This window comes from Nautilia sp., from assembly GCF_053994455.1.
The window spans coordinates 1-13060 of sequence record NZ_JBMYAU010000108.1; the positions used below are offsets into that span (position 1 = coordinate 1).

General features: G+C 34.2%; 20 protein-coding genes. 4 read left to right on the forward strand and 16 right to left on the reverse strand.

The window, feature by feature from the left end:
- Nucleotides 1-79: 79 nt before the first annotated feature.
- Entirely contained in the window at nt 80-241 is a 162-nt protein-coding gene (locus ACXJIE_RS07670; RefSeq protein ID WP_456480382.1) for a hypothetical protein, read from the reverse strand.
- 106 nt (nt 242-347) lie between these two features.
- On the opposite strand from ACXJIE_RS07670, the gene ACXJIE_RS07675 reads away from it, so the two are divergent.
- Nucleotides 348-878: a PhnA domain-containing protein gene (locus tag ACXJIE_RS07675; protein ID WP_456480383.1), complete on the forward strand. Its 531-nt coding sequence runs from the start codon at nt 348-350 to the stop codon at nt 876-878.
- A 12-nt stretch (nt 879-890) separates the two neighbouring features.
- On the opposite strand, the gene ACXJIE_RS07680 is transcribed toward ACXJIE_RS07675, so the two are convergent.
- From ACXJIE_RS07680 to ACXJIE_RS07690, 3 genes are all read right to left on the reverse strand, one after another.
- Nucleotides 891-1376, reverse strand: a complete 486-nt coding sequence (locus ACXJIE_RS07680; RefSeq protein WP_456480384.1) for an HIT family protein — start codon at nt 1374-1376, stop codon at nt 891-893.
- 35 nt (nt 1377-1411) lie between these two features.
- On the reverse strand, nt 1412-1771 hold the full coding sequence (locus tag ACXJIE_RS07685) for a DUF2089 domain-containing protein (RefSeq protein ID WP_456480385.1): 360 nt from the start codon (nt 1769-1771) through the stop codon (nt 1412-1414).
- A gap of 73 nt (nt 1772-1844) precedes the next feature.
- Nucleotides 1845-2159, reverse strand: coding sequence for an MTH1187 family thiamine-binding protein (locus ACXJIE_RS07690; protein WP_456480386.1), 315 nt, complete (start codon nt 2157-2159; stop codon nt 1845-1847).
- Nucleotides 2160-2218: 59 nt separating this feature from the next.
- On the opposite strand from ACXJIE_RS07690, the gene ade reads away from it, so the two are divergent.
- Complete coding sequence (gene ade, locus ACXJIE_RS07695) at nt 2219-3808, forward strand: adenine deaminase (RefSeq protein WP_456480387.1); 1590 nt, start codon at nt 2219-2221, stop codon at nt 3806-3808.
- On the opposite strand, the gene ACXJIE_RS07700 is transcribed toward ade, so the two are convergent.
- Genes ACXJIE_RS07700 through msrB form a run of 3 tightly spaced genes read right to left on the reverse strand, consistent with a single transcriptional unit; the run spans nt 3786 to nt 5395 of the window.
- Nucleotides 3786-4292, reverse strand: a complete 507-nt coding sequence (locus ACXJIE_RS07700) for a macro domain-containing protein (protein ID WP_456480388.1) — start codon at nt 4290-4292, stop codon at nt 3786-3788. The genes ade and ACXJIE_RS07700 overlap by 23 nt on opposite strands.
- Nucleotides 4285-5019 (reverse strand): EstV family lipase, encoded by a 735-nt coding sequence (estV, locus tag ACXJIE_RS07705; RefSeq protein ID WP_456480389.1) that lies wholly within the window; start codon nt 5017-5019, stop codon nt 4285-4287. The genes ACXJIE_RS07700 and estV overlap by 8 nt, the downstream gene beginning before the upstream one ends.
- Nucleotides 5009-5395, reverse strand: coding sequence for a peptide-methionine (R)-S-oxide reductase MsrB (gene msrB / locus ACXJIE_RS07710; RefSeq protein ID WP_456480390.1), 387 nt, complete (start codon nt 5393-5395; stop codon nt 5009-5011). The genes estV and msrB overlap by 11 nt, the downstream gene beginning before the upstream one ends.
- A gap of 49 nt (nt 5396-5444) precedes the next feature.
- Here msrB and recR point away from each other — a divergent pair, with 49 nt between their 5' ends.
- A complete protein-coding gene (gene recR / locus ACXJIE_RS07715; protein ID WP_456480391.1) occupies nt 5445-6008 on the forward strand; it encodes a recombination mediator RecR in 564 nt (187 codons plus the stop codon).
- Here recR and ACXJIE_RS07720 read toward each other — a convergent pair.
- Nucleotides 5998-6870, reverse strand: a complete 873-nt coding sequence (locus tag ACXJIE_RS07720; RefSeq protein ID WP_456480392.1) for a LysR substrate-binding domain-containing protein — start codon at nt 6868-6870, stop codon at nt 5998-6000. The genes recR and ACXJIE_RS07720 overlap by 11 nt on opposite strands.
- Before the next feature lie 97 nt (nt 6871-6967).
- Between ACXJIE_RS07720 and ACXJIE_RS07725 the strand changes: the two genes are divergently transcribed.
- Nucleotides 6968-7987, forward strand: a complete 1020-nt coding sequence (locus tag ACXJIE_RS07725; protein ID WP_456480393.1) for a YeiH family protein — start codon at nt 6968-6970, stop codon at nt 7985-7987.
- Here ACXJIE_RS07725 and ACXJIE_RS07730 read toward each other — a convergent pair.
- The 8 genes from ACXJIE_RS07730 to ACXJIE_RS07765 all read right to left on the reverse strand — a co-directional run.
- On the reverse strand, nt 7974-9344 hold the full coding sequence (locus ACXJIE_RS07730) for an FAD-dependent oxidoreductase (protein ID WP_456480394.1): 1371 nt from the start codon (nt 9342-9344) through the stop codon (nt 7974-7976). The two genes, ACXJIE_RS07725 and ACXJIE_RS07730, sit on opposite strands and share 14 nt — an antisense overlap.
- Nucleotides 9341-9973 (reverse strand): phosphoglycolate phosphatase, encoded by a 633-nt coding sequence (locus ACXJIE_RS07735; RefSeq protein WP_456480395.1) that lies wholly within the window; start codon nt 9971-9973, stop codon nt 9341-9343. The genes ACXJIE_RS07730 and ACXJIE_RS07735 overlap by 4 nt, the downstream gene beginning before the upstream one ends.
- Nucleotides 9974-10000: 27 nt before the next feature.
- Nucleotides 10001-10498 carry an LOG family protein gene (locus ACXJIE_RS07740; protein WP_456480396.1) on the reverse strand — a complete coding sequence of 166 codons (498 nt, stop codon included), beginning with the start codon at nt 10496-10498 and terminating at the stop codon, nt 10001-10003.
- Nucleotides 10499-10563: 65 nt separating this feature from the next.
- On the reverse strand, nt 10564-11016 hold the full coding sequence (locus tag ACXJIE_RS07745; protein ID WP_456480397.1) for a hypothetical protein: 453 nt from the start codon (nt 11014-11016) through the stop codon (nt 10564-10566).
- Nucleotides 11013-11216 carry a DUF2997 domain-containing protein gene (locus ACXJIE_RS07750; RefSeq protein ID WP_456480398.1) on the reverse strand — a complete coding sequence of 68 codons (204 nt, stop codon included), beginning with the start codon at nt 11214-11216 and terminating at the stop codon, nt 11013-11015. Before ACXJIE_RS07750 ends, ACXJIE_RS07745 begins: the two co-directional genes overlap by 4 nt.
- Nucleotides 11203-11742, reverse strand: coding sequence for a 4Fe-4S single cluster domain-containing protein (locus tag ACXJIE_RS07755; RefSeq protein ID WP_456480401.1), 540 nt, complete (start codon nt 11740-11742; stop codon nt 11203-11205). Before ACXJIE_RS07755 ends, ACXJIE_RS07750 begins: the two co-directional genes overlap by 14 nt.
- Nucleotides 11742-12044 (reverse strand): hypothetical protein, encoded by a 303-nt coding sequence (locus ACXJIE_RS07760; RefSeq protein WP_456480399.1) that lies wholly within the window; start codon nt 12042-12044, stop codon nt 11742-11744. Before ACXJIE_RS07760 ends, ACXJIE_RS07755 begins: the two co-directional genes overlap by 1 nt.
- A partial coding sequence (locus ACXJIE_RS07765) for a hypothetical protein (RefSeq protein ID WP_456480400.1) occupies nt 12041-13060 on the reverse strand: 1020 nt, incomplete at its 5' end. The genes ACXJIE_RS07765 and ACXJIE_RS07760, both read right to left, overlap by 4 nt.

Here is a 13060-nt window from a genome sequence, read left to right on the forward strand (position 1 = left end):
GATTAATTTTTTCATTTTTGCTCCTTTAATTTAAATTTAATCAAATTATTATATAAAAAAAATGTTTTTATTTGCAACACTAAAACAATTTATTTAACAAATCTTTGTTATCTTCAAGGTATTTGTCTATCAGTTTTCTGAGTTCCTTGCTTGAATCGGAATGTTTGAGCTTGGCTATTTTTTTAAATGCTTCCCATTTTGATTTTTCGACTTTAAAATTTGCGTTTTTCATTTCCGTCATTATTTTACCTTTAAATTTTCATTATTATTTCATTAATATATATTGTTACGTTATTTTATTTAATTTTAGGCTTTTTTGCTATACTTTCACCAAAAAAAGGCGATAAATGAACGAAAAAGAGATATTAAGCAGAGCCGGCGGCAAATGCGAACTTTGTGAGAGCGAAGACAACCTTTCAATTTATGAAGTGTATAAAAGCGAAGATAACGACGGATATGCCCTGCTTTGTGAAACGTGTCTAAATCAGATAGAATCTCAAAACTATGACGAAAATCATTTCAACTGTCTGAACAACTCAATGTGGAGTGAGGTTCCCGCCGTTAAAATTTTGAGTTATAAAATATGGAAAGCACTTGGCAGAAGCGATATGACTGATATGATGTATTTAACCGATGAAGAAACGGCTATTGCAAACAAAACCGAAGAAATTGTAAAAGATTCTAACGGAAACATCCTAAAAGCCGGAGACAGCGTAAGCGTAATAAAAGACCTTGAAGTAAAAGGTGCGGGTAAAACAATCAAGCGAGGAACGGTGGTTAAAAACATAAGAATGTGTGACGTTGAAGGACACGTATCTTGCAGGGTGGACGGAATCGGCCAGGTTTATCTGAAAACCGAATTTCTTAAAAAAATTTAATAGGGCTCTCCCCTATTTCAGGTATTTACCTGCTATTGATTTTATTTTTTTATATATCTTGTCAAAATCCGCACTGTAAACCCTTGTATCAAAAACTGTAGTCATTAGATTCGTATCACGTTTAAATCTCGGAACCATTTGCAAATGAATATGATCGGGTATTCCCGCACCCGCGTCAAATCCTAAATTCCAACCCATATTTATGCCGTCTGCTCCGAAATCTTTTAAGATTTTACAGCCTCTTTGGGCCATTTTGGCTATATGACAGACTTCTTTTTCGTTTAGATCTTCATAATTTGATACGTGTCTTACAGGAATTATCATAAAATGTCCGGGATTATAAGGGTATCTGTTCATTACGAAAAAACATATTTCATCCCTGTAAAAAACCTGGTTTTCAATGTCTTTCTCAGGTATTTTGGCAATATCGCAAAAAACACAGCCCGTACGTTTTTTAGTATGATATTCCCTTCTCCAGGGAGCATAAAGTCTTTCCATAGGTGTCCTTTAAAAAAATAATGTTTTCGATTATATCAAATGTTTCCGAGCAGTTCGTTTATTATTTTTTCACCCTCTTCTTTTGATATTTCGTTGTTTTTTATTTTGCTTTTTATATATGTTATTTCGTCATCTCTCTCTTTAATTAACATAACAAGTTCACTCTGTAAATCCTGTATTCTTTTTTTCAGTGTCGGATACGTAATGCCGAGTTTCTCGGCCAGGTCTTTTAGATTTCCTCCCGCAAGTATCAGTTCAAGCGCGAGTTTTTGAGAATTTAGGGAGAGTTTTGCAAGGAGAGGAAAAGAAAACCCTCCTTCAAAAACCGTATTGCAGTGAGTGCATTTTAAACGCTCGATTTGAAGGTTGGATTTACAGACGAAACATTTTGTCATTTTTTTGCCTTTTAATTTTATTAAAAAATTATAGGCAAAATTTTAAAATAATTCAAATTTTTTATAAAAATTTTTAATTTTTTAAAACCTCTCCTATTTTCTTTTCAATCGATTTAATTTTTTGTTTCATTCTGTTGCTTTTGTTTTTTCTTATATCCATTTTAATCGTAGTATATACTCTGTTACAGTCCGGTTCGAGTTGTTTGTAAGCGTTGTTGATAACCGCCGTAGCTTCCTCCATGGTTTCAACCTCAAATACCGTTCCCATAGGAGTCAGCTGATAATTAACATCACTTTTTTTAAACATTTTAATAATTCTGCTTACATATTCGCTTACACTCTCTCCCTTGTCTGTCGGGAACATAGCAAATTCTACAAGCACACTCATTTTTACTCCTTATTTTAGTTTAAGTTTTAAGAGTTATAATTAAACAAAAAGGTTTTATTATGACTCTCAAAGCAAATTACGTCGATATTTTCAACAGAAGAATTTTTCCTGCTAAAATTACCATAAAAAACGGAAAAATTCAATCGGTTGAAGAGACTGACAAAGCTGAAAATTACATACTTCCGGGATTTATAGACGCCCATATACACATTGAAAGCTCAATGCTTGCGCCCTCAACGTTTGGTGAAATAATGCTCTCCCACGGGCACACGGCGAGTGTAAGCGACCCTCACGAAATCGCAAACGTATTAGGTCTTAAAGGTGTTTACTGGATGATGGAAAATGCCAAAAAAACGCCTTTTAAAATTTACTTCGGGGCGAGTCCCTGCGTTCCCGCCACACCTTTTGAAACAAGCGGCGCGAAACTCGGCGTTGAAGAGATTGAAGAGCTTTTGAAAAGGGATGATGTTTTATATCTCAGCGAAGTTATGAATTTTCCGGGTGTTATTAACGGGGATGAAGATATGATGAATAAAATAAACCTTGCAAAAAAATATCACAAACATATAGACGGTCACTGCCCGGGTTTAAGGGGTGAAGGTTTAAGCAGATACATAAACGCCGGAATAGAAACCGACCATGAGGCCTTTGCTTACGATGAGGCTGAGGAGAAAATATCTAAAGGTATGAAAATAATCATAAGGGAAGGAAGTGCGGCTAAAAATTATGAAGCGTTACACCCGTTAATAGCGAAATACCCGGATATGTTAATGTTCTGTTCGGACGACAGACATCCCGACGACCTGATAAAGGGCGATGTGAATCTTCTTGTAAAACGCTCCGTTGAGCTTGGGTATGATCTGTTTGACGTTTTGAAAATAGCGTGTATAAATCCTGTGCTTCATTACGGGCTTGATGTTGGATTGCTGAGAGCCGGAGATAACGCCGATTTTATAATTGTTGATAATTTGGAAAGTTTTAATGTATTAAAAACCTATATAAACGGCGAAAAAGTATATGAAAAAGGTGTTGATTTAAGATTTGAAAAAATTAATACCGTAAACAACTTTAACGCTGAAAAATTAGAAAACATTGAGTTTCCCGAATGCGGGGAATATAATGTAATTGAAGCGATTGACGGGGAACTGATTACCAGGAAATCCACCTATAGCGGCGTCATTCCTGATATTGATGAAGATATACTTTTGATGTGTGTGGTAAACAGATATAAACCGGCAAAACCTTCGGTGGCGCTTATAAAAGGTTTCGGGCTTAAAGATGGCGCCATAGCATCAAGCGTGGCGCATGATTCACACAATATTGTCGCCGTCGGTACGAATAAAAAGGATCTTTTAAAAGCCGTTAACACCGTTATAGAGTTAAAAGGCGGGGTTTGCAGTGTAAAAGGAGAAGAAACGGCGGCTTTAAAACTGGATGTGGCGGGACTTATGAGCTCTTCAGACCCTTACAGGGTTGCTGAAAAATATCAGGAGGTTCAAAATTTTGCCAAAAAACTCGGAAGCCGCCTTCGTTCACCTTTTATGACGCTCTCTTTTATGGCTTTGCTTGTTATTCCGGAGCTTAAACTTTCAGACAAGGGGCTTTTTGACGGCGTTAGGTTTGAATTTACGGATTTATGTATTTCTTAAGAAGATCAAAATCTTCTTTTTTATGTCCGTAAATAACCGCTTCGCACTCAAAATCCACATTTCTTGAAAAAAATTCCTTATATATCCGAATAACCTTTTCTTTGTCAAGACCCCCAATCCCGACACCCATCAAAGGCAAGACAATTTTACAGGGTGCTTTTGTTTTTATGATTTTTTCAATGTTTTCAAGTGCTTTTTTTATTGTTTCGTAAGAGGGTGAGGGATTTTGTTTTGAATAATCCATTACAGCTGCATGCAAAGCGTTTTTAAATGAAATATTTCCCGGACAGGATGTAACTATTACATCACCCTGTTTTATAGGTGCGTGTTTTTTCATTTCGGTTTGAAGTTTGTTTCCGCAGTTTCTTCTAAACGCCGCACTTACGCCGCTTCCTAAGAAAAGATCCGTGTTTGAAGGATTAACTATAAAATCAGCCCCGTTTTCGGAAAAAATATCCCCCTGCTTTACTGTGATTTTATACATTCCATGCCTTTAAAACTTCGTTTTCTATAATTTTTCTGTTTTTTTCCGCTTCTTTTGAATTAAAGAAAAAATAGTGATCACCATTTAACATAATATTTTTACTTTTTAAAAGTTCGGCCTGTTTTTTTATTGCTTTTTCGGGTACCGCGGTATCTTCCTTTCCGCCGAATATCAGCACACTGCCGTTATATCCGGAGAAATATTTGCTGAAATCCTCATCAACCACGTTTTTAAAAGTTTCATACATATTTTCACTCATACCCTTTGCGTCGCCGCTTACAAAATGTTTTCTTAAACCTGAAAGCCCGATAGTTTTTAATATTTTGTACGTTTTGATTTTAAGTTTTACGCTTAAAGGTTTCGGTGTTATGATACCTGCGCTTGCAAGCAGCACCAGAAGTTTCGGGCTTAAAAGCGTTGCAACTTTACCTCCAAAACTATGCCCTATTATTATGTCTTTTGAAATATTTAATTCATTTAATAATTTTGCAATAATTTTTGCATAATCATTTGTTGTTAAAACATACTCATTACTTGATTTTCCGAATCCCGGCATATCTATATAAATGTGTCTGAAGTCTTTAAAATAATTTTTAAAACATTTCATTATTTCTTTATTGCTGCCCCATCCGTGCAGGAAAATAACGTTTTGTTTTTTTGAAGGGTTTATTATTTCGTATGAAATATCAAATACTCTGCCATCAATTTCAATTTTTCTAAGAGCCATTTTTTTCTCCATACTTCGGAACAAACTCCAAACTTGCAGAATTTATGCAGTATCTTATTCCAGTGGGTGCCGGTCCGTCGCCGAAAATATGCCCGAGGTGCCCTCCCCAGTTTCCGCACATCGCCTCAATCCTTGTCATTGAGCCTGTAAAGTCGGCCTGTTCAAGCACCGGACCAATTGATATGTAAAAACTCGGCCAGCCCGTGCCGCTTTCGAATTTATGCTCACTGCTGAAAAGAACCGTTCCACAGCATTTGCATTTGTAAATTCCGGTAGTTTTATTGTCCCAGTATTCGTTATTGAAAGGCGGTTCGGTTCCTTTTTCACAAATTACGTATTTTTGTAAATTGGTAAGGGTGTTTTTGCATTCGCACATATAAAACCTTTGATATAATTTTGAAAATTTTATCCAAAATGGGAGTCAAATGAAAGACTTGCAATCAATCAACAGGCTTATTGAAGCATTTGAAGAACTGCCGAGCATTGGGAAAAAGTCGGCGACCAGGCTTGCACTTTCCGTTGCAAAAGACAAATTCAAAGCCTTGAAACTCATAAACGCCATAGAAGATGTGGTTGCGAATATTAAAGAATGCGAAATCTGCGGCAATTTCAGCGAACATGAAATATGTGACATATGCGCGGATGAAAACAGGGACAAAACACTTGCAATTGTTGAAAATTCAAAAGATATAATGACTATAGAGGAAAGCGGCAGTTACAAAGGATATTATTTCGTATTAACCCATATAGACGATGAAGTTATACAAAAATTAAGGGAAATTGTTAAAGAAAAAGAGATTAAAGAGGTTATATTTGCCTTTCCTCCGTCTGTTGAAAGTGAAGCGAGAAGCCTGTATCTTGAAGACAGGCTGAAAGATTTAAGTGTCGAATTTTCACAAATAGCCCAGGGGGTCCCGACGGGCGTTCATTTTGAAAACGTGGATGTAAACTCTCTTGCTAAAGCGATAAAACTCAGGTTTAAGCTTTAAGTTTTGTGTGTTTCAGGACAAAATTTCTGAAATCTTCAAACAGCCGTGTTTTTGTTTTATTTTTGTGGTAAATTAAATAGAAATTTCTTTTAAATTTAAGGTTTTTTATTTTAATTTCGAAAAGGGTCTTGTTTTGCAGTTCGTTCTCAACCGCAGTTTTTGAGATACACGTTACGGTTTCAGGGTGGTTTAAAAGCAGTGTTTTTATTTCTTCAAAATCGTTATATTCCATAAAAATTTTAAAATTGGTAATGTTTTTTGTCTGTGAGAGAAATGTTTCCCTTGTTCCGGAGCCCTCTTCCCTTAAAAGCCATTTTCTGTTTTTCAGTTCGTCTATAAAAACGTCTTTGTGGGGTACGGATGATACGATTATTAATTCGTCTTCTTTTATTTTCTCTTTTACAATGAATTTTTCTTCCGTTTCGGTTTCTATAAATCCGATATCAAGTTCGGCGTTTTTTATTTTTTCTATAATTGTTTTTGAATTTTCGATATTTTTTGTTATTGAGACGTTTTGATTATTTAAAAGATATTCAAATATGATTTCGGGCAGAATATAAGCCCCTGTTGTTTTGCTTGCCGATATTGTAAGGTTTCCCGAAATTTTTTCTTTTACAAAACGGTATCTCGCATCCATTAAGCGGTTGTAAGGCCCGAGAGTCATTTCTTTAAATTTTCTCCCTCTTTCGTTTAAAACGAGTTTTTTCCCTATTCTGTCAAAAAGCCTTTCACCTAATTTGTTTTCCAAAGATTTTACGCCCTGAGATACGGCAGACTGTGAAAGCGACAGGGCTTCGGCTGTTTTCAGAACGTTTTGTCTTTCGGAAAGTTCCAGAAAAATTTCAAGTTCTTTGATTGTCACACGGTTCCTTTTCAGTTTTACTTAATATTCTATCAAAAAAAATTAATTTTACTTAATTTTAATAAATAAATAAAATTCTTTAAAAAAAAGGAAAGGTATGTTTAAAAAGGAAAACAGAACGAATACGCTTAACGGAATACTGTTTGTCTCTCTTTTTTCGCTTGCCGCAATTCAGATATCTCAAATGGGCTTTGTAAAAAATCTGGGATTGAGCCCTTTGATTGTAGGTATAGTGATAGGTATATTTTATGCGAACACACTAAGACACAAACTTCCGAAAGAATGGGTTCCCGGGATACTTTTTTGTACCAAAAACATTTTAAGGTTCGCTATTGTACTTTACGGTTTTAGAATCACTTTTCAGAATATTTTTGCCGTCGGGATGTGCGGTATTGTAGTTTCGGTGTTTATTGTTTTCAGTACTTTTATTATAGGTTACCTTATCGGTACTAAAATTTTAAAGCTTGACAGAGATACCGCCATACTTACAAGTGTGGGAAGTTCTATATGCGGTGCGGCGGCCGTTTTGGCTACCGAACCGGTTATTAACGCCAAGCCTTACAAAAGCGCCGTTGCGGTGGCAACTGTGGTAATATTCGGTACGACGGCTATGTTTTTATATCCGTTTTTATATAAAGCCGGGGTTATACCGTTTACTCCGGAGGAAATGGGTGTATATATCGGGGGTACGATACATGAAGTCGCCCACGTAGTAGGAGCCGGAATCGCCGTGAGTGCGGATACGGCTAAAACAGCCGTTATAGTAAAAATGATAAGGGTGATGATGATTGCGCCTTTTTTAATACTGCTCGGTCTGTGGCTGTCATTCAAGGGGGAAAATTCTAAAAAAACGGTTACAATACCCTGGTTCGCGGTGTTTTTTATTCTTACCGCAGGATTTAATTCTTTAAATGTTTTATCTGCCGGTACGGTGGAGATGATAAATTCTTTTGATACGTTTTTGCTTACGATGGCTGTGACAGCCCTTGGAATGGAAACGACTGTTGAAAAGTTCAAAAACATGGGAATGAAACCGGTTTATCTTGCTTTTATTTTGTTTGTCTGGCTTATTTTCGGAGGTTACTTTATTGTCAACACCGCTTTTAATACTTTTTAAAACATCTTATTCCCATATCCTTCGGGTATCCCCTTTTCTGGGCGATTTCTTGAGATTTTTCAGTTACCGGTTCATCACCGAGCTGTTTTATTTCGTCTATCTCGATCTGTTTTTTATACGGTACTCTGAATTTTTTACTTAAATCTTTTACAATCGAATCGGCCATTGATGTAACGGTTGACGCTTTTACGACTTCACACCTTGCGTAATTGTCTTCAAAACTTATCTCAACCGCTCTTAATTGTGCATCGCAGCCCGGAATCTGCTGCGCTCCGTATAAAGGCACGTAAGTAACCTCGCTTGAATTAAATTTAGGGATATACTGACTCATATGTTCAACCGTTCTTTTGGCCCTTTTTTCGGCTTCTTCTTTTTTCCAGCCTTTTTCTATTTTTTCGATGAAATGCTCAGACAGTTTTGGGAATGAACTTTTTTCATCCGAACTTACAAGCCCGTCTTCAAATAGTGTGATATTTTTTGTCATACCGTGAAGTTGAAAATATCCGTTAGGATAAGGCGTAAACTGGGCCATTCCCTTTGGAGTTCCCCTTTTCCCGTGGAAAATTATCTCAGGCCATGTGAAATTAAAATCATCGTTTTTTACCACATATGCCGCTTTGAATTCGGTGAGTCTTTCCCGTTTGAAATTAAGTGCGTCGTCAATTTCGCCGCTTCTGTAACCGGCTGCGTTTATTAAATAATCAAATTCTTCACCGTTTACGATCCATTTGCCGCCTTTTTTTTCGACTTTGGCTTCTTCGTATCTTATTATGCCTTTATTTTCAAGAACAAGTTTGGCTATTGCAGCAAGCCTGAAGACGTTTACACCGTATTCCTGAACCAAAATTACCGGATATTTGATATTATTAAGATCAGTGTGTTTTGCAAAAGGTATAAGCCATTCATCCGGGCTTTCAGGGTTTTTGATTAGATCTTTTTGTTTTAGTTTCTCGAGGTCTTCTTTGTAATACAGCTTGTAATATTCTTCAGGTTCTCCCAACACTTTGTTTTTTGGATCTTCGCTTATGAGTTTTTTATATTCGTTTTTTAAGATATCAAGAGTTTCTATTAAATCTTCAGGATCCCCTTCGTCACTTTTAGGAATGACTATAACCGTAGGTCTGTAATCAATTGCATGTGGATAAAGTCTTATAAAGTCGATAGATTCTTTTAAAAGAGCGATTTTTTCTTTTAGTGTTATTTCCCTGTACAAATTCCCTCCGGCATGCAAGTGGCAAATCGGAGGTCCGCTTACAAGATCGTTTTTCTCAAAAAGTTTTACGTCAACATTTAAATTGTCAAGATACATAGCAATACTGCTGCCCGTAATTCCCCCGCCTATAATTGCAACTTTCATAAAACCTCCGAAAGTTTGGTAAAATCGTCAATTATTATATCCGGTTCAAACGCTGCAACATCTTCGCCGTAATTGTATCCGTAGTTTACAGCAACGGATTTGATTTGTGCCTTTTTTGCGGAGATAATGTCGTTTTTTGAATCCCCTATCATAACGCTGTTTTTTGGATCAAACCCCATTTTTTTACACACATACAAAAGTGGCAGGGGTGAAGGTTTTTTTTCCGGAAGACTTTCCCCGCCTATATACATTTCAAAATGTTCTTCAATTCCGAGAGTTTTTAATATTTCCCCCACAAATTCATAGGGTTTGTTCGTAACAATCGCTTTTTTATGCGGCAGTTTACCAAGAGTTTCCTTAACTCCGGGATAAAGGGATGTTTTTACGCAGACGTTGTTTTTGTAGTGGTTTTTGAATGTTTTTAGGGCTTTTTGAAGCAAATCCGTGTCGTTTTTATTTTTTAAAGCCCTCTCAATCAAAGTCTTTGCACCGTTTCCGAGATAGTTTCTAACTTCTTCTTCAGATACCGTATCAATACCAAGTTCATTAAATGTTTTATTAATTGCAACGGTTAAATCGGGTACCGAATCTATAAGCGTTCCGTCCAAATCAAAAATTAAAAGTTTCAAATCAGACCTTTTTTGTCTGCAATAATATCAAAAATTCTTTTTAAATTCTTCTAAATTTTTATATATTTCAATATCGCTTAACCTTTCTTGGGGTATAAACGCACATCTTTCAAATTTTTCGTAAATTTTACCTATTAAACAGATTCTAAAACTAAGCCCCAGTCCGTATTTTAAAGCCCAGACCATAAAAATTTCATTAAGTGTTCCGATACTGCCTGTCTGAGCGATAAATATGTCACTTCCGTCAATCAGTTTTTTTAATCTCTCAAAGAGATCTTTTGTAGGTATTCTTTCTGTTAGGTAAGGGTTTTTAGGTCTTATTTCGTCAAAATATTCAAGAGTAACGCCGATTACTTCCCCACCGGCTTCTTTTACGCCTTTACTTACGGCTTCCATCAGCCCTCCGTATCCGCCGCATTTTACGATATATCCACGGCTTGCGAAAAATTTACCAAGCTCCACTCCCTCTTCGTAAAGCTTAGGGTCATTTACTCTGCTTGCTCCAAACGTAGTCGCTGTTTTCATTAACTTCCTTTTGTGTTGAATTTTTTTATAAGATTATTATCTCTTTTATATTTAACATAATAATTTTACTCTATAAAGCTTAATTCATCGCGATGAGGTTTCCAGCATTCATTAAAAAACCTGTTTTCGCTTTTTAGAGTTTTTTCATTGCAGTTTTCAATAATGTTTTCTGCCCATTTTTCAATCGTTGTCTTAATACCCTCTCCCCATTTCATAAAGTATCTGTGATAATCTTCACTTGTATAAATTTTACCTCCCACATAAGGCAATCCGTCAATCGCTGGCAGTTTGAAAATGGCAAAAGTCTCTTCATCAAGCTCCTTTTTGCCATGATACTGTTTAATTACCTCTTCTTTTTCTTTTGCCATTCTCTTTTTATGAGAGAGGTTTTTAAAAATTGCGTATTTTGTCGCTTCCGCAATTCCTACAGCTTCCGCTCTCGGAAGGTCAAACCCGAGTTTCAATGCCCTGAATTTTTGCAGTGCCGCCATTTTAGGAAAACGGTTGATTTTTTTCATTTTCTATTCCTTATAAATATTTTATTTACTGTTTTTGCTTTTTTATAAAATTCCGGTTTATTTTTATAGTTTTGTTTTCCTTCTATCCCTTTTAAAATCTTTTCAAGTTCAGTAATACAAATCTCCCCTTCCATTCCTTTTGTTTCAGCCTTTAAATTTCCATTTTCATCTATTTCAATTTCTATTTTAAATTTTTGCATTTTTTATCTCCTTTATTAAATTATTTTTAGGATATCCTGTAAGTTTAATTGTTCCGTCATCTGAAATATCTATCTCCACATCACTGTTATTAAATATCCACTCTTCATTAAAACAATAAACTTTTTGATTGTTGTTTTCTTTAGTTTCATCAAATCTGCCGGATACCAACACATCTGTATATTTTAGCAACTCTTTTTGAGTTTCATTTAATTCATCAGTTTCAAAGCCTGTAAAAATTTGCAAACCTAAATTTATTTTTTTTATTTTTTTAGCAAGTTTTATAAGTTCTTTAGCCTGAAGCATGGGCTCTCCACCCGTAAATGTAACTCCATCAATTTTATCTTTTATTTCTTTTATCTCTTCAAAAACTTCATCTACACTTCTTAAAATGTTTTTTTTGAAACTCCAAGTCTCTTTATTCCAGCATCCGATGCAACCTAAATTACATCCTTGAAGCCAAAGTACATATCTGCATCCGTTTCCATTAACATAATTATATTTCTCAATATGATAAATATTCAACATCAATAAACTCTCTTTTGTAAAACAAGTTTAATTTTATTATCTTGAGTTATTTCTTTTTTAAGTTTATATCCCTGATTTTTAGCATTTTCTAAAATTTTTTCTTTTAAATAATTTTTATATTTTTCTTTATACAATTCTTCCGCTTTTTTTATTTCATTTTTATAATAATCGTCATACCAGTTATAAACAAACTGATTATTTTGAACGCTTACATTGTTTAAATCTAATTCTTTTATTACTTCATTTGCTAATTCGATATTTTTTATCTCCTGAGTTCCTTTAATTGTTACGATTCTGCTCATTTTAGTTCCTTTATTTGTTTTATTTTTTCTTCTAATTTTAAAATTTTCGGATTTTCTAACTTTTTTAATTCTTCTTTTGCTTTTTTAAGTTCACTCTTTGTATCTTCAAGGTCTTTTTTCTTTTTATTTAACTTTAAAATCTTTTCTCTTATTTTTAAATATTCAGGATATTTTTGTAACTCGTCAAGTTTGTTTGCGTATTCCAATTTTAGTATTTTTTTTCTTTCTTCTTTATTTTTGAAATATTTACTTCTTTCTTTTAATATTTTTTTAATTTCTTCATCATAGTTTATATTTTTGTTTATTATTTCTCTTAATCCCAAAATTCTTTCATAATTCGGTTCAATCTTTTTAATTTTATCAATAAAATATTCAATGAGAACATCTTTAACTAAAGATTTATTTATTTCACCTTCTACGATAAAATCATCTTTAAAAACATATACTTTATCTTCAACCCATACGAAATCACCAAAATCATATTCAAATATTCTATCTTCTTGATAAAATTTACTCGCATTTTCAATATCAGGAGTTAAAAGATAATAATCTTTATTGCTTATTCCTTCTATTTTAAGATTTACTTTTTTAGTAGATATAATAATAATTTTTTTATAAATCCATTCTCTTAAATATGGTAAAAACTCTTCTTTATGACAAAAAACATTAAATTCCGGTTCAGTAAATTCAATATTGTCAATTTGATTTTTAATAAGTTCAAAATCCTGTTGAGAATTTACTCCTTTATTTTTAGAATACCATAAAAAACTATTATCAGAATATCCGAAATAATATATCGTTTTTGAAGCGGTTTTTTCATCTACAATTTTATAGTTACCTAATCTAGATTTATTTTTATCAAAATCATTTTTTAAATTCTCTTCTAATAAATCTAAGTCGTTTAATTCATAATTTTTTTTAGCACTTCTTAAATAAAACTTCATATCATAATCCAAAAATTCTTTATTCTCTTCATAATTTAAAGAGATATAATCACTGTTTACACCGCTTACTAA

Excerpts from the sequence above, each read along its gene's own strand:
- ACXJIE_RS07745 (WP_456480397.1), bottom strand. The coding sequence starts at position 11,016 with ATGAAAAAAATCAACCGTTTTCCTAAAATGGCGGCACTGCAAAAATTC.
- ACXJIE_RS07675 (WP_456480383.1), top strand. The coding sequence starts at position 348 with ATGAACGAAAAAGAGATATTAAGCAGAGCCGGCGGCAAATGCGAACTT.
- ACXJIE_RS07680 (WP_456480384.1), bottom strand. The coding sequence starts at position 1,376 with ATGGAAAGACTTTATGCTCCCTGGAGAAGGGAATATCATACTAAAAAA.
- ACXJIE_RS07670 (WP_456480382.1), bottom strand. The coding sequence starts at position 241 with ATGACGGAAATGAAAAACGCAAATTTTAAAGTCGAAAAATCAAAATGG.
- recR (WP_456480391.1), top strand. The coding sequence starts at position 5,445 with ATGAAAGACTTGCAATCAATCAACAGGCTTATTGAAGCATTTGAAGAA.
- estV (WP_456480389.1), bottom strand. The coding sequence starts at position 5,019 with ATGGCTCTTAGAAAAATTGAAATTGATGGCAGAGTATTTGATATTTCA.
- ACXJIE_RS07740 (WP_456480396.1), bottom strand. The coding sequence starts at position 10,498 with ATGAAAACAGCGACTACGTTTGGAGCAAGCAGAGTAAATGACCCTAAG.
- ACXJIE_RS07690 (WP_456480386.1), bottom strand. The coding sequence starts at position 2,159 with ATGAGTGTGCTTGTAGAATTTGCTATGTTCCCGACAGACAAGGGAGAG.
- ACXJIE_RS07700 (WP_456480388.1), bottom strand. The coding sequence starts at position 4,292 with ATGTATAAAATCACAGTAAAGCAGGGGGATATTTTTTCCGAAAACGGG.
- ACXJIE_RS07730 (WP_456480394.1), bottom strand. The coding sequence starts at position 9,344 with ATGAAAGTTGCAATTATAGGCGGGGGAATTACGGGCAGCAGTATTGCT.
- msrB (WP_456480390.1), bottom strand. The coding sequence starts at position 5,395 with ATGTGCGAATGCAAAAACACCCTTACCAATTTACAAAAATACGTAATT.
- ACXJIE_RS07755 (WP_456480401.1), bottom strand. The coding sequence starts at position 11,742 with ATGTTGAATATTTATCATATTGAGAAATATAATTATGTTAATGGAAAC.
- ACXJIE_RS07685 (WP_456480385.1), bottom strand. The coding sequence starts at position 1,771 with ATGACAAAATGTTTCGTCTGTAAATCCAACCTTCAAATCGAGCGTTTA.
- ACXJIE_RS07725 (WP_456480393.1), top strand. The coding sequence starts at position 6,968 with ATGTTTAAAAAGGAAAACAGAACGAATACGCTTAACGGAATACTGTTT.
- ade (WP_456480387.1), top strand. The coding sequence starts at position 2,219 with ATGACTCTCAAAGCAAATTACGTCGATATTTTCAACAGAAGAATTTTT.
- ACXJIE_RS07750 (WP_456480398.1), bottom strand. The coding sequence starts at position 11,216 with ATGCAAAAATTTAAAATAGAAATTGAAATAGATGAAAATGGAAATTTA.
- ACXJIE_RS07760 (WP_456480399.1), bottom strand. The coding sequence starts at position 12,044 with ATGAGCAGAATCGTAACAATTAAAGGAACTCAGGAGATAAAAAATATC.